Origin of the sequence: Flavobacterium sp. (assembly GCF_044377315.1) — a bacterium.
In the GTDB taxonomy this organism is placed as follows: domain Bacteria; phylum Bacteroidota; class Bacteroidia; order Flavobacteriales; family Flavobacteriaceae; genus Flavobacterium.
On sequence record NZ_JBILJG010000006.1, the window covers coordinates 1 to 21,033 of the forward strand.

21 protein-coding genes are annotated in these 21,033 nt (G+C 31.8%); 10 read left to right on the forward strand and 11 right to left on the reverse strand.

Features of this window, described 5'->3' with window-relative positions:
- Positions 1-342: 342 nt before the first annotated feature.
- Positions 343-846, reverse strand: coding sequence for a DUF6265 family protein (locus ACIQ66_RS02950; protein ID WP_396211314.1), 504 nt, complete (start codon positions 844-846; stop codon positions 343-345).
- Between the two features lie 10 nt (positions 847-856).
- Positions 857-1,360, reverse strand: a complete 504-nt coding sequence (locus ACIQ66_RS02955; protein ID WP_396211315.1) for a DUF6265 family protein — start codon at positions 1,358-1,360, stop codon at positions 857-859.
- 162 nt (positions 1,361-1,522) lie between these two features.
- Between ACIQ66_RS02955 and prfA the strand changes: the two genes are divergently transcribed.
- Positions 1,523-2,596: a peptide chain release factor 1 gene (gene prfA, locus ACIQ66_RS02960; RefSeq protein WP_396211316.1), complete on the forward strand. Its 1,074-nt coding sequence runs from the start codon at positions 1,523-1,525 to the stop codon at positions 2,594-2,596.
- A gap of 206 nt (positions 2,597-2,802) precedes the next feature.
- Here prfA and ACIQ66_RS02965 read toward each other — a convergent pair whose 3' ends face one another.
- Entirely contained in the window at positions 2,803-3,924 is a 1,122-nt protein-coding gene (locus ACIQ66_RS02965; RefSeq protein WP_396211317.1) for an AI-2E family transporter, read from the reverse strand.
- A gap of 89 nt (positions 3,925-4,013) precedes the next feature.
- Between ACIQ66_RS02965 and pyrF the strand changes: the two genes are divergently transcribed.
- From pyrF to ACIQ66_RS02980, 3 genes are all read left to right on the forward strand, one after another.
- Positions 4,014-4,835, forward strand: a complete 822-nt coding sequence (gene pyrF / locus ACIQ66_RS02970) for an orotidine-5'-phosphate decarboxylase (RefSeq protein ID WP_396211318.1) — start codon at positions 4,014-4,016, stop codon at positions 4,833-4,835.
- The gene (locus ACIQ66_RS02975) at positions 4,832-5,614 is read left to right on the forward strand and encodes an alpha/beta fold hydrolase (protein ID WP_396211319.1); all 783 of its coding nucleotides are present in this window, start codon (positions 4,832-4,834) and stop codon (positions 5,612-5,614) included. The genes pyrF and ACIQ66_RS02975 overlap by 4 nt, the downstream gene beginning before the upstream one ends.
- A 332-nt stretch (positions 5,615-5,946) precedes the next feature.
- Positions 5,947-9,369, forward strand: coding sequence for a methylmalonyl-CoA mutase family protein (locus ACIQ66_RS02980; protein ID WP_396211320.1), 3,423 nt, complete (start codon positions 5,947-5,949; stop codon positions 9,367-9,369).
- 119 nt (positions 9,370-9,488) lie between these two features.
- Here the strand turns inward: ACIQ66_RS02980 and ACIQ66_RS02985 are convergent, their stop codons facing one another.
- The 4 genes from ACIQ66_RS02985 to ACIQ66_RS03000 form a co-directional block, all read right to left on the reverse strand.
- Positions 9,489-9,932 (reverse strand): hypothetical protein, encoded by a 444-nt coding sequence (locus tag ACIQ66_RS02985; protein WP_396211321.1) that lies wholly within the window; start codon positions 9,930-9,932, stop codon positions 9,489-9,491.
- Positions 9,933-10,042: 110 nt separating this feature from the next.
- Complete coding sequence (locus ACIQ66_RS02990) at positions 10,043-10,417, reverse strand: YchJ family protein (RefSeq protein WP_396211322.1); 375 nt, start codon at positions 10,415-10,417, stop codon at positions 10,043-10,045.
- Positions 10,417-10,557 (reverse strand): hypothetical protein, encoded by a 141-nt coding sequence (locus tag ACIQ66_RS02995; protein ID WP_396211323.1) that lies wholly within the window; start codon positions 10,555-10,557, stop codon positions 10,417-10,419. Before ACIQ66_RS02995 ends, ACIQ66_RS02990 begins: the two co-directional genes overlap by 1 nt.
- Position 10,558: 1 nt before the next feature.
- Complete coding sequence (locus tag ACIQ66_RS03000; RefSeq protein WP_396211324.1) at positions 10,559-11,128, reverse strand: DUF1543 domain-containing protein; 570 nt, start codon at positions 11,126-11,128, stop codon at positions 10,559-10,561.
- 90 nt (positions 11,129-11,218) lie between these two features.
- On the opposite strand from ACIQ66_RS03000, the gene ACIQ66_RS03005 reads away from it, so the two are divergent.
- Entirely contained in the window at positions 11,219-11,737 is a 519-nt protein-coding gene (locus tag ACIQ66_RS03005) for a hypothetical protein (protein WP_396211325.1), read from the forward strand.
- Between the two features lie 70 nt (positions 11,738-11,807).
- Here ACIQ66_RS03005 and ACIQ66_RS03010 read toward each other — a convergent pair whose 3' ends face one another.
- Positions 11,808-12,773 (reverse strand): TerC family protein, encoded by a 966-nt coding sequence (locus ACIQ66_RS03010; RefSeq protein WP_396211326.1) that lies wholly within the window; start codon positions 12,771-12,773, stop codon positions 11,808-11,810.
- 218 nt (positions 12,774-12,991) lie between these two features.
- On the opposite strand from ACIQ66_RS03010, the gene ACIQ66_RS03015 reads away from it, so the two are divergent.
- The 3 genes from ACIQ66_RS03015 (at position 12,992) to ACIQ66_RS03025 (ending at position 17,725) form a co-directional block, all read left to right on the forward strand.
- Positions 12,992-15,181: a glutamine synthetase III gene (locus tag ACIQ66_RS03015; protein WP_396211327.1), complete on the forward strand. Its 2,190-nt coding sequence runs from the start codon at positions 12,992-12,994 to the stop codon at positions 15,179-15,181.
- A 404-nt stretch (positions 15,182-15,585) separates the two neighbouring features.
- The gene (locus tag ACIQ66_RS03020; RefSeq protein ID WP_396211328.1) at positions 15,586-16,473 is read left to right on the forward strand and encodes an OmpA family protein; all 888 of its coding nucleotides are present in this window, start codon (positions 15,586-15,588) and stop codon (positions 16,471-16,473) included.
- 73 nt (positions 16,474-16,546) lie between these two features.
- Positions 16,547-17,725 carry an AIR synthase related protein gene (locus tag ACIQ66_RS03025; protein WP_396211329.1) on the forward strand — a complete coding sequence of 393 codons (1,179 nt, stop codon included), beginning with the start codon at positions 16,547-16,549 and terminating at the stop codon, positions 17,723-17,725.
- A gap of 74 nt (positions 17,726-17,799) precedes the next feature.
- Here ACIQ66_RS03025 and ACIQ66_RS03030 read toward each other — a convergent pair whose 3' ends face one another.
- The gene (locus ACIQ66_RS03030; RefSeq protein WP_396211330.1) at positions 17,800-18,753 is read right to left on the reverse strand and encodes a transketolase family protein; all 954 of its coding nucleotides are present in this window, start codon (positions 18,751-18,753) and stop codon (positions 17,800-17,802) included.
- A 4-nt stretch (positions 18,754-18,757) separates the two neighbouring features.
- On the reverse strand, positions 18,758-19,606 hold the full coding sequence (locus tag ACIQ66_RS03035; protein ID WP_396211401.1) for a transketolase: 849 nt from the start codon (positions 19,604-19,606) through the stop codon (positions 18,758-18,760).
- A gap of 171 nt (positions 19,607-19,777) precedes the next feature.
- Here ACIQ66_RS03035 and ACIQ66_RS03040 point away from each other — a divergent pair, with 171 nt between their 5' ends.
- Both ACIQ66_RS03040 and ACIQ66_RS03045 read left to right on the forward strand, forming a co-directional pair.
- Complete coding sequence (locus ACIQ66_RS03040) at positions 19,778-20,017, forward strand: type II toxin-antitoxin system ParD family antitoxin (protein ID WP_396211331.1); 240 nt, start codon at positions 19,778-19,780, stop codon at positions 20,015-20,017.
- A complete protein-coding gene (locus ACIQ66_RS03045) occupies positions 20,010-20,285 on the forward strand; it encodes a type II toxin-antitoxin system RelE/ParE family toxin (protein ID WP_298177167.1) in 276 nt (91 codons plus the stop codon). Before ACIQ66_RS03040 ends, ACIQ66_RS03045 begins: the two co-directional genes overlap by 8 nt.
- 56 nt (positions 20,286-20,341) lie before the next feature.
- Here the strand turns inward: ACIQ66_RS03045 and ACIQ66_RS03050 are convergent, their stop codons facing one another.
- Entirely contained in the window at positions 20,342-21,031 is a 690-nt protein-coding gene (locus tag ACIQ66_RS03050) for a response regulator transcription factor (RefSeq protein ID WP_396211332.1), read from the reverse strand.
- Positions 21,032-21,033 lie beyond the last annotated feature (2 nt).

The following is a 21,033-nucleotide window of genomic DNA, read 5'->3' on the forward strand; positions in this document are numbered from 1 at the left end:
GGATATGATTTCGTTTGGACCAACTATTCACGGAGCACACAGCCCAGATGAAAGAGCGAATATTGCTTCTTCTCAAAAATTCTGGAAGTTCTTGTTGGAGATTTTGGCTTCGATTCCTGAAAAAAAATAGAGAAAAGAAAATAGAAAATAGAAGCCTCGTTTAGAAATAGACGAGGTTTTTTATATGAATATAAAGAGAATTATTTAACACAAAAGTCACAAAAGAGTATCAAAAACCTTTGTGACTTTTATGTTTATTTTTTAATTACCAGCAAATGGAATTACAAATTTCTTTTATGAAATTATAAAAATTCAAAAAAAAATCAATAGTAAGGTTTTGAGTTATTTTTTTCTTGTTAACACATACGTTTCTGAACTAGTTTTTCCGTTTTGTTTTCCAGAAATGGTAGCCATAATGCTTTTATTCTTTTTCAAGTTATACTGAATTTTGGTTGGAAATGGATATTTAGGATTTTCAAAAATAATCAAACTATCTTCATCACTAGTCATTTGATAGGGAATAGCCTCGTCGTTGTTTTCACCTTTTATGGTAGCATAATAAATCAAATGTTCTCCAGTTTGCATCAATTCAATTTTTTCATTGTGAATCGTATCCTTTTTGTTTATTATATAGTACGATTCACCTACATAAGTGCTATCGTCATATTCGGTCCAAATTTCTTTAAGCGTACCCAAACTATCTGTTTTTTCCCATTCGCCAACTAACCAGTTAGCTTTTTCTAACTCGTCATAATCTTTAATAAGATTACCTTGTGCATCATATTTTTTGCACGAAATAATAGAAAGTAGCAGTAGTGCAACAATTGAAAAATGTATTTTTTTCATTCTTAAAATATTAATTAGTTTTTTTCATTGGAAAAAGTTCACTTATCTCTTTTCCACCTTTTTTTCCATAAATTGCAGCAACTAAACTGTCATTTGTAATTTTAGTGTAAATGATTTTTGTTGAAAAATCATGTTTTGAATTTTCAAAAACCAATTCTTTTTCATTCGATTTTGTCATATAAAAGGAAACAGGTTTTTCTTTATTTTGTTCTTTAACAGAAATCTTCATTATCAAAGAATCTTGCACTTGATACAAATCCATTTTTTCATAAAAAACGGTATCTTTTTTTACAATTACAAAGCTTTCAGCAAAATAAGAACTGTCATTTTTCTGACTCCAATTTTCTTTAAAAAGCGCTTCTTTTGAGTTGTTTTCCCAATTTCCCAAAAACCAACTAGCTTTTTTAAGTTGTTTGTATTCTTTTATCGAATTTTCTTTTTCGTCTTGTTTTTTACAAGAAATAAATAGGGTTACTGAGAATAAAAAAAGTAAGAATGACTTAGTTGACTTCATAAATAGATGTTTTGAAAAAGTAAAAATAGTAAAAATACCAGCTTAAACAGTATATTTTGTTTGTGAAATTTCAGACAATACTAATTTGTGCAAATTTGTGAAATTCGTGTTTACATTTCTGCAATCTTTTCACTATTTTTGCACTCCAAAAATAAGAGTACAATGTTAGAAAGACTTCAATATGTAAAACAGCGTTTCGACGAAATTTCGGATTTGATTATTCAACCCGACGTTATTGCCGACCAAAAACGTTATGTGCAATTAAATCAAGAGTATAAAGGACTTAAAGATTTGATGGAAAAGCGCGAAGAGTTGATTAATGTTACTGGAAATATGCAAGAAGCCAACGAAATCATAAATGATGGTAGCGATGCCGAAATGGTTGAGATGGCCAAAATGCAATTGGATGAAGCCAAAGAACGTCTTCCAATTTTAGAGGACGAAATCAAGTTTATGCTAATTCCAAAAGATGCAGAAGATGCGAAAAATGTAATGGTTGAAATTCGTGCCGGAACTGGTGGCGATGAAGCGTCAATTTTTGCTGGAGATTTATTCAGGATGTACACTAAATATTGTGAATCAAGAGGTTGGAGAACTTCGGTTGTAGATATGAATGAAGGAACTTCTGGTGGTTTCAAAGAAGTAATTTTTGAAGTAACCGGCGAAGATGTTTATGGAACTTTAAAATTTGAAGCAGGCGTTCACCGTGTGCAACGTGTGCCACAAACAGAAACACAAGGTCGTGTACATACTTCGGCAGCAACAGTAATGGTTTTGCCAGAAGCGGAAGAATTTGACGTACAAATAGATATGAATGATGTTCGTGTAGATTTTTTCTGTTCGTCTGGACCTGGTGGTCAATCGGTAAACACAACAAAATCGGCTGTGCGTTTGACACATATTCCAACTGGATTGGTGGCACAATGTCAAGATCAAAAATCGCAACACAAGAATAAAGACAAAGCGTTGAACGTTTTACGTTCTCGTTTATACGAACAGGAATTAGCCAAAAAACAAGCTGAAGATGCCGTAAAACGTACTTCTCAAGTTAGTTCGGGTGACCGCTCAGCTAAAATTAGAACGTACAATTATTCGCAAGGGCGTGTAACAGATCACCGAATTGGTTTAGATGTTTTCGATATGGATGGCGTTATGAACGGCAAAATTCAAAAGTTTGTTGACGAACTTCAATTAGTCAACAACATGGAAAAACTAAAAGAATCGGAAGTTTTTTAAAACAAAATAGAATAGAACAAAGTGCCAGACTAATTAAGTTTGGCATTTTTTTTTGAAGCGAATGGATTGGGCTTTATCAGTAATGGTATTTCCCGCTTTCCATTACAATCTTTTCTTTTTTTAAAGAAAAAAAGAAAAGGATTTTCATTGCAATCGGGGCTAGAAAGCAATCCATTTTTACTCTTGAAAACTTCTAACTTCCATCTTCAAACTCCCAACTTCTTTCTCCTAATTTCTTTCCACTTTTTCAATCGTATTCTTGCTTCAAGTGTTACATGTTCTTCATCGGGTTCACCTAATATAAATCCGTAAGGCTCTAAACCAGCAATATTATCAAATAGAATTTTTAAACTGGCTACAATTGGTAATGCCAAAATCATTCCTGATGTTCCCCAAAGCATCGAAAATGCTATGATAGAGACAATTGCTACCAATGCATTTATACTAACTTTTGAGCCAGTAATTTTTGGTGTAATAAAGTTTCCTTCTAAAAATTGAATAAAACCAAATAAAGCTATAACACCAACAGCATACCATGCCGAATCTTTTGTAACTAAAGCAATCACTGCTGGAATTAACGATCCAATTATAATTCCGATGTAAGGAATTAATAGTAATAAAGACGCTAAAAATCCATAGAAAAAAGCATTTTCAATCCCTAGAATTAGTAGTCCGATACTATTTAAAACACCAACAATTCCCATAACGGTAAAAAGTCCAGATAAATAGCTTTTTTGAACTTTGTATAGTTTTTGAATAATCATTTTTACACTCGTATTTTTATTGTCGTTTGAAAAAACTTTCAATAAAAAACTTTGAAAAAAACTTCTGTAAAACAAAAAAAAGAACATATAAATAGGAATCAAAACCAAATCTCCAAGAATACTTCCTGAAGCACCGATAAATTGCATAATATTGGAAAAATTATCTTTCAATGTTTTTCCAATATTTATTGAATTCTTTGTTAAATCATTTATTTTAAAATTAAAACTTGATTCAATATCACTAGCATAATTATTATATATCTGTTCTAATTTATAAGCATAAAAACTACTTTTTGAAACAATATCAGAAAGTTGAAATCCAATATATGAAAACAAAATAAAAACACTGATAATCATTACTATTATTGCAGTCAAAGCCGATAGCGCTTTATTGAATCGTAATTTATACTCTAAAAATTTAACAACTGGAAACACCAGAATACAAAGCATAATTGAAAACAACAATGGAACAACCAATGGTTTTAATACATACATAGTAAAAACCAACAATATCAAAAAAAGAAAATTAGAAGTGTTGAAAGTAATTTTGTTTTTTGAAGCCATACTTAATTTTTTAGGCTAATTTAATTAAATTTTTCTGATTTTAGTTTTAATACATCAAGTTTAGTAACTTTGTTGTCAAACTACTGTTAATGACAACACAACAACTAATTGAACAAATTCTATACAAAAAATCCTTTCTCTGCATAGGTTTAGATGTTGATTTGACTAAATTTCCTCAACATTTATTAGAACTAGAAGATCCTATTTTTGAATTCAATAAAGCTATAATTGATGCTACACATGATTTGTGCGTTTCCTATAAACCAAACACTGCTTTTTATGAAGCATACGGAATAAAAGGCTGGCAGTCTTTGCAAAAAACAATCAATTATATAAACGAAAAATATCCCGAAATTTTCACAATTGCCGATGCAAAACGTGGCGATATCGGAAACACTTCTTCTATGTATGCCAAAGCGTTTTTTGAAGATTTGAATTTTGATTCGGTAACAGTTGCACCTTATATGGGGAAAGATTCTGTAGAACCATTTTTAGCTTTTGAAAACAAACATACTATTATATTAGCATTAACTTCTAACGAAGGAGCTTTTGATTTTCAAACAAAAATGATAGAAGGAAAAGAACTTTATAAAACGGTGATTGAAACTTCAAAAACTTGGAAAAACTCCGAAAATCTAATGTATGTTGTAGGAGCAACCAAAGCGGAATATTTCACTGAAATAAGAAAAATAATTCCAACTAGTTTTTTGTTAGTTCCAGGAGTTGGTGCCCAAGGTGGAAGTTTACAAGAAGTATGCAAATATGGAATGAGTGAAAATGTTGGGTTATTAATCAACTCGTCAAGAGCCATAATTTATGCATCCAATGGTCACGATTTTGCACAAAAAGCAAGACAAGAAGCCATGAAAATGCAAAGCGAAATGGAAGCGATTTTAAAAAGTAACATTTGATTTCCTATACACTCTATAAAAACGAAAACGCCAATCAATGGGTAACTTTTGTGCACGGCGCAGGAGGAAGTTCTTCTATTTGGTTTAAGCAAATAAGAGAGTTTCAAAAGCATTTTAATGTTTTGTTGTTAGATTTACGTGGTCACGGCAACTCAAATTCTTCCATTAAAAAAGCTATCAAGCAACATTACACATTCAAGTCAATAGCCAATGACGTTTTAGAAGTTTTAGATTTTTTACAAATAAAATCATCTCATTTTGTTGGTATTTCGTTAGGAACAATTGTAATCCGACAATTAGCAGAAACACACCCAAATCGAGTAAAAAGTATGATTATGGGCGGTGCAATTTTGAAAATGAATTTCCGCTCTCAAATATTGATGCGATTGGGAAATATTTTTAAATATGTTTTACCTTATTTGGTTCTATATAAGTTTTTTGCGTTTGTCATTATGCCTAATAAAAATCATAAGCAGTCAAGGTTGTTGTTTATAAATGAGGCAAAAAAGTTATACCAAAAAGAATTTATAAGATGGTTCAAACTCACTGCCGAAATCAATCCTATCTTAAAATGGTTTCGTCAGCAAGAACTTTCTATTCCAACATTTTATGTAATGGGAGAAGAAGATTATATGTTTTTGCCTTCCGTTCGAAAAGTGGTTGCAAGACACTATAAATCATCCAAATTATTTGTAATTGAAAAATGTGGACATGTTGTAAATGTAGAGCAAGCCTCTGTTTTTAATAAAGAAGTAATTTTGTTTATTCAAAGTAATTAACAAAAAAATGCCAATGCTTTTTTCAAAACACTGGCAATTTTTTAAACTCAACTAACCAAAACAAAATAATAAATTTTATTTATTACAATGCAAATATCAAACTATTTTGTCAATAGTTATGTTAATAGAATGTTATACTTATCAAACAGCCAGTAATTTCATCCTAAAACTGTATTGTTACTACTATAACTATTGCTATTCTTTTCATATTGTATGTCTAATTTAATTTCAAATAATTAGTAGATATAGTGGCTTAAATTTTAAGGAATTTAAATCGAATAAAAATTATTAAATTCGTAAATTGCGCACTTAAATTTGAAGAAAAATTAACAATGGAAGCACAAAGTCCTTATATTCCTAAAAATAAAGTAAGAATTGTAACAGCTGCGTCACTTTTTGACGGTCATGATGCTGCTATCAACATAATGCGAAGAATTATTCAAGCAACAGGTGTTGAGGTTATTCATCTTGGTCACGATAGAAGTGTTGAAGAAGTTGTGAATACCGCCATTCAAGAAGATGCAAATGCTATTGCAATGACTTCATATCAAGGGGGTCATAACGAATATTTTAAGTATATGCATGATTTGCTTGAGGAAAAAGGAGCAGGGCATATTAAGATATTTGGTGGTGGCGGAGGTGTAATTTTGCCAAGTGAAATTTCGGAATTACAAGAATACGGAATCGAAAGAATTTATTCTCCAGATGATGGTCGTGCCATGGGCTTACAAGGAATGATTAACGATTTGGTACAACGTTCTGATTATCCAATAGGGGATAAATTGAATGGAGAAATCAATCATTTAGAAGAAAAAAATCCAACAGCCATTGCTCGTGTAATTTCTTCTGCCGAAAATTTTCCAGATGTTGCTAAAGAAACTTTAGATAAAATTCACACTAAAAATCAAACATCCAAAATTCCTGTTTTAGGAATTACAGGAACTGGTGGCGCAGGAAAATCATCATTAGTTGATGAATTAGTTAGAAGATTTTTAATTGATTTTCCAGAAAAAACCATTGGATTAATTTCGGTTGATCCATCAAAACGTAAAACGGGTGGTGCACTTTTAGGTGATAGAATTCGTATGAATGCTATTAATAATCCTAGAGTTTATATGCGCTCGTTGGCAACTCGCCAATCTAATTTGGCTTTGTCGAAATATGTAAATGAAGCAATCGAAGTTTTAAAAGCTGCCAAATACGATATTATTATTTTAGAAACTTCTGGAATTGGTCAATCAGATACCGAAATTATTGAGCATTCTGATGTTTCTTTATATGTAATGACACCTGAGTTTGGTGCGGCTACACAATTGGAAAAAATCGATATGTTGGATTTTGCCGATATGGTTGCTTTAAATAAATTTGATAAGCGTGGCGCTTTAGATGCCATTCGTGATGTAAAAAAACAATACCAACGCAACCACAATCTTTGGGATGCTGATGTAGAAAAGATGCCTATTTTCGGTACAATTGCCTCACAATTCAACGATCCAGGAATGAATACACTCTACAAATCTATTATGGATAAAATTGTAGAAAAAACCGGAGCTGATTTAAAATCTACGTTCCAAATTACTCGTGAAATGAGCGAGAAAATATTTGTAATTCCGCCACATAGAACTAGATATTTATCTGAGATTGCCGAAAGTAATAGAAAATATGATGAAACTGCTTTAACTCAAGTAGAAGTAGCTCAAATGTTATATGGAATTTATAAAACGATAGAAACTGTTTTTGGAAGCAAACCAAACTTAACAAAAGCTGGAATTGACCACAATCTTGTCATTCCGAAGGAATCTCAGGTTTTTATGGATTTGCTTTTAGACCAATTTGATAAAGTAAAAATGAATCTTGACCCATACAATTGGGAAATCATTTTAACTTGGGATGAAAAAGTAAACAAATACAAAAATCCAATTTATAGTTTTAAAGTTCGTGATAAAGTCATTGAAATTAAAACACATAGCGAAAGTTTATCACATTCTCAAATTCCAAAAATCTCATTGCCAAAGTACCAAGCTTGGGGTGATATATTAAAATGGAATTTGCAAGAAAATGTACCAGGTGAATTTCCATTTGCATCAGGTTTGTATCCATTTAAACGTGAAGGAGAAGATCCAAGCAGAATGTTTGCAGGAGAAGGTGGTCCAGAACGAACTAATAAACGTTTCCATTATGTTTCTGCGGGATTACCAGCCAAACGTCTATCAACTGCTTTTGATTCGGTTACTTTATATGGAAATGACCCACATATTCGTCCAGATATTTATGGAAAAATCGGAAATGCTGGAGTTTCTATTTGTTGTTTAGACGATGCAAAAAAATTATATTCAGGTTTCGATTTAAGTCATCCATTAACTTCGGTTTCAATGACAATTAATGGTCCAGCGCCAATGTTACTTGGATTTTTCATGAATGCAGCAATCGATCAAAATTGTGAAAAATACATCGTTGAAAATAATCTTCAAGTAGAAGTTGAAGAAAAAATCAACAAAATCTACAAGAAAAAAGGAACTATTAGACCAAAATACCAAGGCGATTTACCAGAAGCAAATAATGGTTTAGGTTTGATGCTTTTAGGAGTAACTGGAGATCAGGTTTTACCTTTGGATGTTTATAATGATATCAAAATTAAAACATTAGCTCAAGTTCGTGGAACGGTTCAAGCTGATATTTTAAAAGAAGATCAAGCACAAAATACTTGTATTTTCTCTACAGAATTTGCATTACGATTGATGGGTGACGTTCAAGAATATTTCATCAAACAAAATGTTCGCAATTTCTACTCGGTTTCAATTTCTGGGTATCATATTGCAGAAGCTGGAGCAAATCCAATTTCACAATTGGCATTTACGTTGGCTAATGGGTTCACTTACGTGGAATATTATTTAAGTCGTGGAATGAACATCAACGATTTCGGACCCAACTTATCATTCTTTTTCTCCAACGGAATTGATCCAGAATATGCAGTGATTGGTCGAGTTGCTCGTAAAATTTGGGCAAAAGCCATGAAGAATAAATACGGAGCCAACGAAAGAGCACAAATGTTGAAATACCATATTCAAACTTCTGGACGTTCGTTACACGCGCAAGAAATTGATTTCAATGATATTCGTACAACTTTACAAGCATTGTATGCAATTTATGATAACTGTAATTCATTACATACAAATGCATATGACGAAGCGATTACGACACCAACCGAAGAATCTGTTCGTAGAGCTATGGCAATTCAGTTGATTATCAATAAAGAATTAGGTTTGGCGAAAAATGAAAATCCAATTCAAGGTTCGTTCATCATTGAAGAATTAACTGATTTAGTGGAAGAAGCCGTTTTGCAAGAGTTTGACAGAATTACTGAACGTGGTGGTGTACTTGGAGCAATGGAAACCATGTACCAACGTTCAAAAATTCAAGAAGAAAGTTTGTATTACGAAACCTTGAAACACACAGGAGAATTTCCAATTATTGGTGTAAATACCTTCTTAAGTTCCAAAGGTTCACCAACTGTAATTCCAGCCGAAGTAATTCGTGCCACCGAAGAAGAAAAACAATATCAAATCGATATGTTAACCAATTTGCAAAAAACAAGCGGTGAAAAAGTTGCCGAACAAATCAATATTATTCAAGAAGCAGCCATCAACAACCAAAACATTTTTGAAAAATTAATGGATGCCACAAAAGTATGTTCATTAGGACAAATCACGAGTGCCTTGTTTGAAGTTGGCGGACAATATAGAAGGAATATGTAATAATCACAAAAATATATTATTTAAAGACGCGATTTATCGCGTCTCTTTTTTTTAAATAATTTTTTCATTTATATAAATAATGAACTAATTCAGAAGAAGAAATTTGGATTCAAGTTAAATTAAGAAATAGATAAAATGGTGTTTTCTATTTTTCCAATTGTAATTTTTTCTCCAACAACTTTCTCTTTTAATAAGGAATAGATGGGAGCTTGTTCAGAAATAGTAATTACATTTTTATCATTCAATATAAATTGAGGAGTAGAAATTCCTATAAAAAGATATAAATCTTCTGTTTCAACCAAAGCTCCAGCTACTAGTTTTGCGCAATTTTTGTTTTTGTATGATTCTAAAATGTCTAAATTGGTTTTTGCTTGTATTGCCATTTGCTCATAGCGTAATTGCATATCTTTAGCTTCTTCTTGGTGCGAAAAATCTTCAGGATCAATACTATCATGTTCATCAATATCGGAAGCAGTTCGGTATCTTGAAACCGAATTTTCTAAATTGGCTATAACTGTTTTTTGTTCTTCTATAATTTTGCTAACAACTTCATTTTTGCTCATAATCGTCTTTTTAAACTTTTATTATTTTGTAAATTTAGCATTAAAAGCACGAAGTATTTGTTACTAAAATCATTGTTTAAAAGGAAAAAAAGTGGTATATAATTGTTGTGCTAATTATAAACACCATCAACATAAAACCAACTTCCATTTTCAAAAACAAAGCTTGAAAATTCTTCATGAATTTGCGCTTTTAGTTGATAGTCTAGATAATAAGCCTTGAACTTTACTCTAGTTTCTGTTGAAGCTAAAACTTCTAATTTTATCCATTGGTTGCTTTTGCTCCAATCTAAAATTGCAACTTTTTTATGAAATTTTCTTGTAGAAATGTGAGTTGTTGCAACTAGATAATCAGCATTTTGAGTTGCATATGCGGAATATCTTGAACGCATTAATGCTTCGGCTGTAGGTGCTTTTGCCAAACCTTTAATATAAGGATGGCAACAGTTTTCAAATAAGAAAGTACTTCCACAATAGCAAGTAGTCATTATTCTTTTGTTTCATTAAATTTTCTAACCATTGCTTTTAGTTTTTCTTCTCGAGCTGCTTTCTTAGCTTTGACTTTGTCTTGTTCTTTGTGAAGTTTATCGTTGTGCGTTTTTATATTTCGTTCGTTGTTTCTTCCCATTTTATACAATTTTATCTAATTTGAGATAGCCAACATTCAGTTTGTCATTCTGTAGGAATCTATCTTCTGTTGGTGTGATTTTTAATTCAAATTGTTCTGTAAAGGTAGACGAAAGAATTTCTTTTACATTAAAAATATCATCTACATCAATTCCGTATTTATCATCAATATGCGAAGTGGCACCTTTGAAAGTAAAATGTTTGAAAAAAGCATTAGATTTTGCCTTCTTAGAAGCTTCTGCCATTGAATTCCCAACTGCTAAAACCTTATAATGGTATTCTTCAAATTCATTTTCTTTATAACCACCAAGGTTAATAAAAAATAATTGCGAATCTGTTGCTATGGAATTATTTCTAGCAACAACTTCAATTTTGAAATTATCAACCATGGTAACTTCTCGCCAAGCATCAATGTGAATTTTTCCTTTAGCTTCTGGCCAAAAAGCTTTCATACTCGGAATTAATTCTTTCAGCGATTTTCCGATGCCAAAAAATATGTCGTGTTGCTCAGTATATCTGCCTTCAGGGCGACAACCAAGCATTATCATGTAGAGTTTGTAGTGGTTTTCCATTTTTCAAAAGTACAAAATTTTGTTAAAACTAAACTTTGGCACAACAATTGGAATGTACACTATATCATTAATCATTTAAATCAAAAAACAATGAGTAAAAAAATTACATTATTGTTAGTCTTTATCGGGATGATAGGACTGCAAAGTTGCACAGTCAATGAAATTGAACCAGCTCCAGTTGATAATGATACAATTAGCGAAGTTTTTGAATTGAGAAATATTAACTTTGGATATACTGGAGGTAACAATTATGAAATTTATCAAAGATTAAATCCAACTATTTATTCTTCGGATGTGATATTGATTTATAGAAAGTCTGGAACAACTAGTAACAATTCCAATGTTTGGCAATCAATTCCTAGAACTTTATATCTTCCTCAAGGTGAATTAGATTATGACTTTGATTTTAGTAGAGAAGATTTTACAATATATGCAGGTGGAACTTATGATTTGACATTTACACCAAGTTACATTACAAATCAAACATTTAGAATAGTAATTGTTCCTGGTTATTTTTCAAAAGGTAGTTCTTCAATTGATTTTTCAGATTATAATGCTGTTATAAAAGCTTATAATATTGATGATTCAAAAGTGACAGTTTTAAAGTAAATAGATTTGGTTAGTCTATAGTTTGTTTGTTTGGGCAGTTAAGAGGTTGTGAAAGCAACCTCTTTCTTTCTTATTCATTTTTAGGTAACTGATTTTCATTCTCTTTTGCTTTATGTAATGAATATAATATTCCACCTAATAATGCTAATGCAATAAATCCTAAAGAAACCCATTCTGGAAATTTAAAGTGATGGATGAGTAACATTTTTATTCCCACAAATGTCAAAATAGCTATTAAACTGTATTCTAAATAACTAAATTTCTCTAACATATTTGCTAAAAAGAAATACATTGATCGTAATCCAAGAATGGCAAATATATTGGAACTAAATACTAAAAATGGGTCAGATGTAATAGCTAATATCGCTGGAACACTATCCATAGCAAAAAGGACATCCATTAGTTCTATAACTATAAGTGCAACAAATAAAGGAGTTGCAAAAGTAAATCCTCTTTTTTTAATAAAGAACTTTTGTCCTTCCATATGCATAGTTACGGGCATAACTTTTCGCATATTTCTAAAAATAAAAGATTTTTTTGGATTAAATTGTTCTTCTTCACCTTTGAATACCATTTTAGCGGCAGTAAAAATTAAGAAAGCTCCAAATAAATAAGTCATCCAGCTGAATTTATTTATCAGTAAAACACCAAAATATATCATTAATCCTCTAAAGACGATAGCGCCAAGAATTCCCCAAAACAAAACTCTATGCTGGTATTTTTGCGGAATTTTGAAAGATGCAAAAATGACTGCAATCACAAAAATATTATCAACACTAAGTGAAAGTTCAATTAAATATCCTGTAATATATTTAATTACAGCCAAATTAGGCGATAGATTAGTAGGGTTTTCAATATAATTATTTTGATAAATCCAATAAATAACTCCTGAAAATAAAAATGAAATAGTCACAAAAATCCCTGTCCATTTTCCAGCTTCTTTTGAAGATATAATATGAGGCGTTTTGTTAAATACACCCAAATCTAAAGCAAGAAAAAATAAAATTGAAGCAATAAATATAATCCAAACTAGCATAACAATTGTTTTTCACAAAGATAACATTATAAAATCCCAAATTCCAAATCCCAAATTCCATAATAAAATATAGTAAAATTGGAATTGGAATTTGAATTTTTGAAAATTATAATTTATTAGTTTCACCCCTAAAAAAATAGGGTATAATTATTTTTTAATCTAAATATTGTTATATTTGTATCAAATTATTAGGGTATAACTATTTAAAAACTTAATTTATGTCAACTTTACGTTTTCAAGCATTAAAAGATGCTTCGGCTAGAAAGCCTGTAAAATTTGAAGAAGCTGGTAGAAAATCAGATCTTTTTGGTTCAAATGTGTTTAATGACAAAGCAATGAAGCAGTTTTTAACTTCTGATGCTTATAAAGGTGTTAAAGATGCTGTCCAACATGGAACTAAAATTGACAGAAAATTAGCCGATTATATCGCAATGGGTATGAAAGAGTGGGCACTTTCTAAAGGTGTAACTCATTATACACACTGGTTTCAACCCTTAACAGGAACAACTGCCGAAAAACATGATGCTTTTTTTGAAACTTCGTACGATGGTTCCGATCCAGTTGAAAAATTTGGTGGCGGACAATTAGTACAACAAGAGCCAGATGCTTCTTCTTTCCCAAATGGTGGAATCAGAAATACATTCGAAGCACGTGGATATACAGCTTGGGATCCAACTTCTCCAGCGTTTATCTTTGGTACAACTTTATGTATTCCAACGGTTTTCATTTCTTATACAGGTGAGGCCTTAGATTATAAAACACCACTTTTACGTGCTTTAAATGCGGTCGACGAAGCGGCGACTGATGTATGTAAATATTTTGATAAAAATGTTAAAAAAGTAACTGCAACTTTGGGTTGGGAACAAGAATATTTTTTGGTAGATGCTTCTTTAGCACAATCACGTCCCGATTTAATGATGACAGGTAGAACGTTACTTGGACATACTTCTGCAAAAGGACAACAATTAGACGACCATTATTTTGGATCCATTCCTTCTCGTGCTCTAAATTATATGAGAGAATTGGAAGAAGAATGTATGTTACTTGGAATTCCAGTAAAAACGCGTCACAATGAGGTTGCTCCAAATCAGTTTGAGTTGGCTCCAATTTTTGAAGAAACTAATTTAGCTGTAGATCACAATTCATTATTGATGGATGTAATGTCTAAAGTTGGCGAGCGTCATGATTTTATGGTTCTTTTTCACGAGAAACCTTTTAAAGGTGTAAATGGTTCTGGAAAACATAATAACTGGTCGTTGGCTACAGATACTGGTGTAAACTTGCTTTCTCCAAGTAAAACTCCTATGAGTAATTTACAATTCTTATCGTTTTTTATTAATACAATTAAAGCGGTAAATGAATATGAAGAATTACTTCGTGCTGCCATTGCAACGGCAAGTAATGACCATAGATTAGGAGCAAATGAAGCGCCGCCAGCAATCATTTCTGTGTTCATTGGTGAGCAATTAACTAAAGTTTTGGCTGAATTAGAAGGTGTTTCAAAAGGGAAATTGTCTCCAGAAGAAAAAACCGATTTGAAACTAAACGTTGTTGGTAAAATTCCAGATGTAATGTTGGATAATACCGATAGAAATAGAACGTCTCCATTTGCTTTCACAGGAAATAAATTTGAATTTAGAGCTGTTGGTTCATCTGCAAATTGTGCAAATGCAATGACAACTTTAAATTCTATCGTTGCAAAACAATTGAAAGATTTCAAAAGAGAAGTAGATGCTTTAATTGAAACTAAAGATTTAAAGAAAGACGAAGCTATTTTTAATGTATTAAGAGAATACATCAAAGAAACCAAAAACATTCTTTTTGAAGGTGATGGTTATAGTGATGCATGGGAAAAAGAAGCAAAAAAACGTGGATTGAGCAATCATAAAACAACTCCAGCTGCTTTGAAAGCTAGAGTTTCTAAAAAAGCATTAGATTTATTCAAAGACTTAAATGTAATGAATCACGTTGAGGTGGAAGCTCGTTACGAAATTGAATTGGAGGAATACACAAAGAAAATCCAAATAGAAGGAAGAGTTTTAGGCGATATCGCAAGAAATCATGTGATTCCAACAGCTATTCGTTATCAAAATACGTTGATTGAAAATGTTCGTGGCTTGAAAGAAATCTTCGGAAAAGACTTCGAGAAAATTGCCAAAGAACAAATATCTTTAATCAAAGAAATTTCTTCTCATATTGAAGGAATTAACTCTAATGTAGAAGCAATGACCGAAGCCCGTAAAAAAGCAAATGCTTTAACTGATGCTCAAAAAATGGCCGAAATGTACTGTGATAAAGTAAAACCATACTTTGAAGTTATTAGAGAACATTGTGATAAATTAGAATTGTTAGTTGATGACGAAATTTGGACATTGACTAAATATAGAGAGTTGTTGTTTACGAGATAAGTAAAAGTAAAACTCTGTCAAATTTTTAAACTTTGACAGAGTTGAATAAATAAAAACTGCTTATAAATTTTAAGCAGTTTTTTTTCTAAAATCACTATTTTATAAACCCATTACTAAATATAATTTTTGATTATTAATAACACTAATAGTTGAATGTTTTTAGGATGATTTACTAAAAAAACCATCAAAAAACCAAAAATACCATCTGATTTTGAAATGAAATGGGTTTCAGCATTTAAAAACAGTAAATATTCTTCGGCTGTAGCAGCTGAATAAAACTTAGTTTTTAAATTATAGTTGAATCAAAAAATGTAATTCATACAATTCTATTTTTTGATTCTTTTTTTTGGTGTAACTTTTGCTATCTATAATTAGTATGACTAAATTTGAATAAATTATACAAAATGAAAACGAAACTTCTTTTTATCTATATTTTTCTTCAATCTGTTTTTTCTTTTTCTCAAGAGCAATTTGTGGTTTATTTTGAAAGTAATAAGCATGAATTTACAAAGACTGAAAATAAGAAATTACAAGATTGGATGATTGCCAACAAAGAAGTGAAAATTGTAGCTATAAATGGTTATACCGATGAAGACGGAACTTCTGGTTTTAATGATACTTTGGCTAAAAAAAGAGTAAATTTTATTTTCAATCAAGTAAAAGATAAAATCAAAATTCGTGAAGATTTTAAAACTAGAAGTTTCGGAGAGAATTTCAAGCAATCTACCAACAAATCCGAGAACAGAAAAGTTACTATTTATTATTTGCTAGAAAAAGATTTGGCAAAAGAAGATGAAATTCTCGGAATTAAAAAAGATGAAATTGTAATTCAACCAAAAAAAGAAATCAATTACCCAAAAGAATTAGTAATCGAAAATCCTGACGGAAGTAGAGTTGAGTATAAGCTAAATGTTGAATTTATGAAACAAATTGGTAATTCAGCAGTTGGTGATAAGCTAAAAATTGATAATTTGAATTTTGTAATAAATACGTTTGCAGTTGTCAATGAATCGCGTAGCAAACTTTACGAATTGCTATTGGTTATGCAAAATAATCCTAAATTAAAAATTGAATTGCAAGGACATTTATGTTGCATGACCAAAGACAGAGTTGATTTGTCTTCACAAAGAGCCAAAGCCATTTCTAATTTTTTACGTCAAAACGGTATTGAAAGCTCAAGAGTTGCCTACAAAGGTTTTGGAGTTTCACAACCACTTTTTCCAATTCCTGAAAAAGACGAAACAGAAAGAGCCGCCAATAGAAGAGTAGAAATCTTGATTTTAGAAAATTGAAAAAACTTCTAACTTCCAACTTCCAACTTCCATCTAATTAATTATCTTTGCCAGACACAACAATAACTACACAATGAGTTCTGACAACAGCCAACGCTATAATTTGCGCGGAGTTTCTGCTTCCAAAGAAGACGTTCATAACGCTATCAAAAACATCGATAAAGGTTTATTTCCAAAGGCTTTTTGCAAAATTGTTCCCGATTATTTGACCAATGATGATGATTATTGCCTAATAATGCATGCTGATGGTGCTGGAACAAAATCGTCTTTAGCCTACATGTATTGGAAAGAAACAGATGATTTATCTGTTTGGAAAGGTATTGCTCAAGACGCATTAATAATGAATATTGACGATTTGTTATGTGTTGGCGCAACCGATAATATTTTGCTTTCTTCAACAATTGGTCGTAATAAAAACCTAATTCCAGCCGAAGTTATTTCCGCTATTATCAATGGAACTGAAGAGTTAATTGCCGAATTGAAATCTTTTGGCGTAACAATTCATTCCACTGGTGGCGAGACCGCCGATGTCGGTGATTTGGTTCGAACAATTATTGTAGATTCTACAGTTACGGCTCGTATGAAACGTTCTAAAGTTATTGATAATGCTAATATAAAACCAGGTGATGTAATAGTTGGATTGGCTTCTTCTGGGCAAGCTAACTATGAAAAAAGTTACAATGGTGGCATGGGAAGCAATGGTTTAACATCGGCAAGACATGATGTTTTTGACAACTATTTAGCTGATAAATTTCCTGAAAGTTTTGATGCGCAAGTGCCAAAAGAATTGGTTTATTCTGGAAAAGTAAAATTGACAGATTCGGTTGTAGATTCTCCAATTGATGCAGGAAAATTAGTGCTTTCACCTACAAGAACGTATGCGCCAATTATAAAAAGTATTCTTGACAAGTACACACCAAATGAAATTCACGGAATGGTGCATTGCAGCGGTGGCGCACAAACTAAGATTTTACATTTTGTAGATAATGTTCATGTAATAAAAGACAACTTATTTCCTGTTCCGCCACTTTTTAAATTGATTCAAGAACAATCGCAAACCGATTGGAAAGAAATGTACCAAGTTTTCAATTGCGGTCACCGAATGGAATTATACGTTCCTGCCGAAATTGCAAATGACATAATTGCCATTTCAAAATCTTTTGGAGTTGAAGCGCAAATTGTTGGTAGGGTTGAAGCAAGCGAAACAAAAAAACTCACTATAAAAAGTGAATTTGGAACTTTTGACTATTAATTTTTCTCATTTTGCTGAAATAAAAAAATCCCTTCAAATGTTTTTTTGAAGAGATTTTTAAATTATAAAACTTGTTATTTTCTTTTCATAACTCGTTCAACGGCTTCAACTATTGCTTGGTTGTTTAGCTTGTATTTTTCCATTAGTTGTTCTGGAGTTCCGCTTTCGCCAAAGCTATCGTTTACGGCAACAAACTCCTGAGGTTTTGGATTATTAAGTGCCAATACTCTTGAAACACTTTCTCCTAATCCGCCTAAAAAATTATGCTCTTCGGCAGTTACAATGCAACCTGTTTTAGCAACCGATTTTAAAATAGCTTCTTCGTCTAAAGGTTTGATAGTATGAATATTAATCACTTCAGCTGAAATTCCTTTTTCTTCTAACTTTTCAGCAGCTAATAGTGCTTCCCAAACTAAATGTCCAGTTGCAACAATAGTAACATCAGAACCTTCATTAAGCATAATCGCTTTTCCTATTACAAATGGTTCGTCAGCTGGTGTAAAATTAGGCACAACAGGACGACCAAAACGCAAATAAGCTGGTCCATGATGATCAGCAAGAGCAAGTGTTGCCGCTTTGGTTTGGTTATAATCGCAAGTATTGATTACCGTCATTCCTGGTAGCATTTTCATCAAACCTATATCTTCTAGTATTTGATGTGTAGCTCCATCTTCACCCAATGTTAATCCGGCGTGAGAAGCACAAATTTTTACATTTTTATCTGAGTAAGCAACAGATTGACGTATTTGGTCATACACTCTACCAGTAGAAAAATTGGCAAATGTTCCTGTAAATGGAATTTTTCCACCAATCGTTAATCCTGCAGCAATTCCTATCATATTCGCTTCAGCAATTCCAATTTGGAAAAAACGCTCTGGATGGTTTTTCTTAAAATCATCAAACTTTAACGAACCTATTAAATCGGCACAAAGTGCCACAACATTTTCATTTTTTTGTCCCAATTCAGTCATTCCTGCACCAAAACCCGAACGTGTATCTTTACTTCCTGTATTTGTATATTTTTTCATAATTCTAATAATCGCCTAAAGTTTCAACATTTTGTTCTAAAGCCTTTGCTAATTGCTCATCATTTGGAGCTTTTCCGTGCCATGCATGCGAATACATCATGTAATCAACACCATTCCCCATTTCGGTATGCAACAAAATACAAACTGGTTTTCCTTTTCCAGTTCTTGATTTAGCTTCATTTAGTCCGGCTATTATTGCTTCTAGGTTATTTCCCTCAGCAACTTCTAGAACATCCCAATCAAAAGCTTCAAATTTTGCTCTCAAACTTCCCATGCTCAAAACTTCGTCGGTTGTTCCGTCAATTTGTTTTCCGTTTAAATCGATAGTTGCAATTAAATTGTCAACTTTTTTGGCAGAAGCATACATAATAGCTTCCCAGTTTTGACCTTCTTGCAGTTCGCCGTCACCGTGAAGTGTGTACACTAGATTAGTGTCATTGTTTAATTTTTTTGCTTGTGCAGCACCAATTGCCACCGACAAGCCTTGTCCTAATGAACCTGATGCAATACGAACTCCAGGCAAACCTTCATGAGTTGTTGGATGCCCTTGTAAACGTGTGTTCAATTTACGGAACGTTGCCAATTCTGAAACTGGAAAATACCCGCTTCTTGCTAAAACGCTATAAAAAACAGGAGAAATATGACCGTTAGAAAGAAAAAATAAATCTTCTCCTTTTCCGTCCATATCAAAACCTACTTTTCTAGTCATGATTTCTTGGTAAAGCGCTACTAAAAATTCTGCACAACCAAGTGAACCACCCGGATGCCCTGAATTTACAGCATGTACCATTCGCAAAATGTCGCGACGAACTTGTGTTGTTAAATCTTGTAGTTGTTGAATGTTTGCCATTATATGTAGTTAAATTTATGATGTGACAAAAGTAAATGTATTTTATAGTTGTTACAAATCTATTTAGCAGAAGTTATTAATGGTTTTGAACAATAGTTTACTAATTTATTTTGAGAAAAAATTAGTACAATCAAAACAAAATGGTGTATATTTACACCACAAAATATGTTATATATGTCGAGACAAAGTATTACATTAGCTAATCAAAATGATGAATGGTTAAAACAACAGGTAGCTAACGAAGAATTTACTAGTAAAAGTGAAGCAGTAAATTATTTAATCAAGCAAGCTCGTGAGCAAGATGCTTATGTTGAATTTGTGAGAATGAAGATAGAAAAGGCAGAGAAAAGTGGTTTTAGCACAAAGACTAAAGAAGAATTATTAGCAGAAATTAAGAAAAAATTGAATGTATAGTTATAAACTTAACATTCAAGTTGAAGAAGATTTGACTCGGATTTTTGAATATGGTATTGGTCTATTTGGTTTGGAACAAGCTGTTAAATATTACGAAATGTTTTTTGAATGTTTTTCTAAAATAGCATCAAATCCTTTTTTGTTTCCCAATGGCAATCATTATAAAAGAGGATATCGCTATTGTGTTTGTGGAGTTGACACTATTTTTTATAAAATTAATGCCGATGAAATAGAAATCATGGTAATCATTGGCAGGCAAAATTTTTAGAAATAAATATTTCTATTTTTATCAAATGATTTTTCAATAAAATAAATAATATAAATTTATTCCAAAATAGAAAACTTAAATCCAATACCGTGAAGATTTTCGATAGTGATGTTTTTTTCGTTTACCAGAATTTTGCGCAAACGTGAAATGAAAACATCTAAACTTCTGCCCAAAAAATAATCGTCATTTCCCCATAACGCCTTGAGAATTTCTTCTCTTTTGAGCACTTTATTTTTATTATCGAGGAAAAGTTGTAACAATTCTGATTCGCGTTGGGTAAGATTTACTTTTTCATCTGAATTAAAAACTAGAAAATTGGTTGGGTCAAATTGGTAGTTACCCACTTTATAAAATTGTTGTTCTTGCACTTTATTTTTTTGTGAACGCTTGAGAAAAATTTCAATTTTGAGTACCAACTCTTCAATGCTGAATGGCTTTACAAGATAATCATCGGCGCCTAATCGCAAACCTTTTATTCGATCTTCTTTTAGTGTTTTTGCCGAAAGAAAAATGATTGGAATATCTGAATTTACTTTTCTTATGGCTTCTGCCAACTCAAAACCGTCCATTTTGGGCATCATAATATCTAGAATACAAATGTCAAAATTTTCTTTTTGAAATTTCTCTATACACAAAGAACCATCTGAGCAATGATAGACTTCGTAGCCGTTTTGTTCCAAATTATCTTTGGTTAAAAAAGCTAAAGTTTCGTCGTCTTCGGCATATAAAATTTTAAATTGACTCATTT

Excerpts from the sequence above, each read along its gene's own strand:
- ACIQ66_RS02950 (WP_396211314.1), bottom strand. The coding sequence starts at position 846 with ATGAAAAAAATACATTTTTCAATTGTTGCACTACTGCTACTTTCTATT.
- ACIQ66_RS02955 (WP_396211315.1), bottom strand. The coding sequence starts at position 1,360 with ATGAAGTCAACTAAGTCATTCTTACTTTTTTTATTCTCAGTAACCCTA.
- prfA (WP_396211316.1), top strand. The coding sequence starts at position 1,523 with ATGTTAGAAAGACTTCAATATGTAAAACAGCGTTTCGACGAAATTTCG.
- ACIQ66_RS02965 (WP_396211317.1), bottom strand. The coding sequence starts at position 3,924 with ATGGCTTCAAAAAACAAAATTACTTTCAACACTTCTAATTTTCTTTTT.
- pyrF (WP_396211318.1), top strand. The coding sequence starts at position 4,014 with ATGACAACACAACAACTAATTGAACAAATTCTATACAAAAAATCCTTT.
- ACIQ66_RS02980 (WP_396211320.1), top strand. The coding sequence starts at position 5,947 with ATGGAAGCACAAAGTCCTTATATTCCTAAAAATAAAGTAAGAATTGTA.
- ACIQ66_RS02985 (WP_396211321.1), bottom strand. The coding sequence starts at position 9,932 with ATGAGCAAAAATGAAGTTGTTAGCAAAATTATAGAAGAACAAAAAACA.
- ACIQ66_RS02990 (WP_396211322.1), bottom strand. The coding sequence starts at position 10,417 with ATGACTACTTGCTATTGTGGAAGTACTTTCTTATTTGAAAACTGTTGC.
- ACIQ66_RS02995 (WP_396211323.1), bottom strand. The coding sequence starts at position 10,557 with ATGGGAAGAAACAACGAACGAAATATAAAAACGCACAACGATAAACTT.
- ACIQ66_RS03000 (WP_396211324.1), bottom strand. The coding sequence starts at position 11,128 with ATGGAAAACCACTACAAACTCTACATGATAATGCTTGGTTGTCGCCCT.
- ACIQ66_RS03005 (WP_396211325.1), top strand. The coding sequence starts at position 11,219 with ATGAGTAAAAAAATTACATTATTGTTAGTCTTTATCGGGATGATAGGA.
- ACIQ66_RS03010 (WP_396211326.1), bottom strand. The coding sequence starts at position 12,773 with ATGCTAGTTTGGATTATATTTATTGCTTCAATTTTATTTTTTCTTGCT.
- ACIQ66_RS03015 (WP_396211327.1), top strand. The coding sequence starts at position 12,992 with ATGTCAACTTTACGTTTTCAAGCATTAAAAGATGCTTCGGCTAGAAAG.
- ACIQ66_RS03020 (WP_396211328.1), top strand. The coding sequence starts at position 15,586 with ATGAAAACGAAACTTCTTTTTATCTATATTTTTCTTCAATCTGTTTTT.
- ACIQ66_RS03025 (WP_396211329.1), top strand. The coding sequence starts at position 16,547 with ATGAGTTCTGACAACAGCCAACGCTATAATTTGCGCGGAGTTTCTGCT.
- ACIQ66_RS03030 (WP_396211330.1), bottom strand. The coding sequence starts at position 18,753 with ATGAAAAAATATACAAATACAGGAAGTAAAGATACACGTTCGGGTTTT.
- ACIQ66_RS03040 (WP_396211331.1), top strand. The coding sequence starts at position 19,778 with ATGTCGAGACAAAGTATTACATTAGCTAATCAAAATGATGAATGGTTA.
- ACIQ66_RS03045 (WP_298177167.1), top strand. The coding sequence starts at position 20,010 with ATGTATAGTTATAAACTTAACATTCAAGTTGAAGAAGATTTGACTCGG.
- ACIQ66_RS03050 (WP_396211332.1), bottom strand. The coding sequence starts at position 21,031 with ATGAGTCAATTTAAAATTTTATATGCCGAAGACGACGAAACTTTAGCT.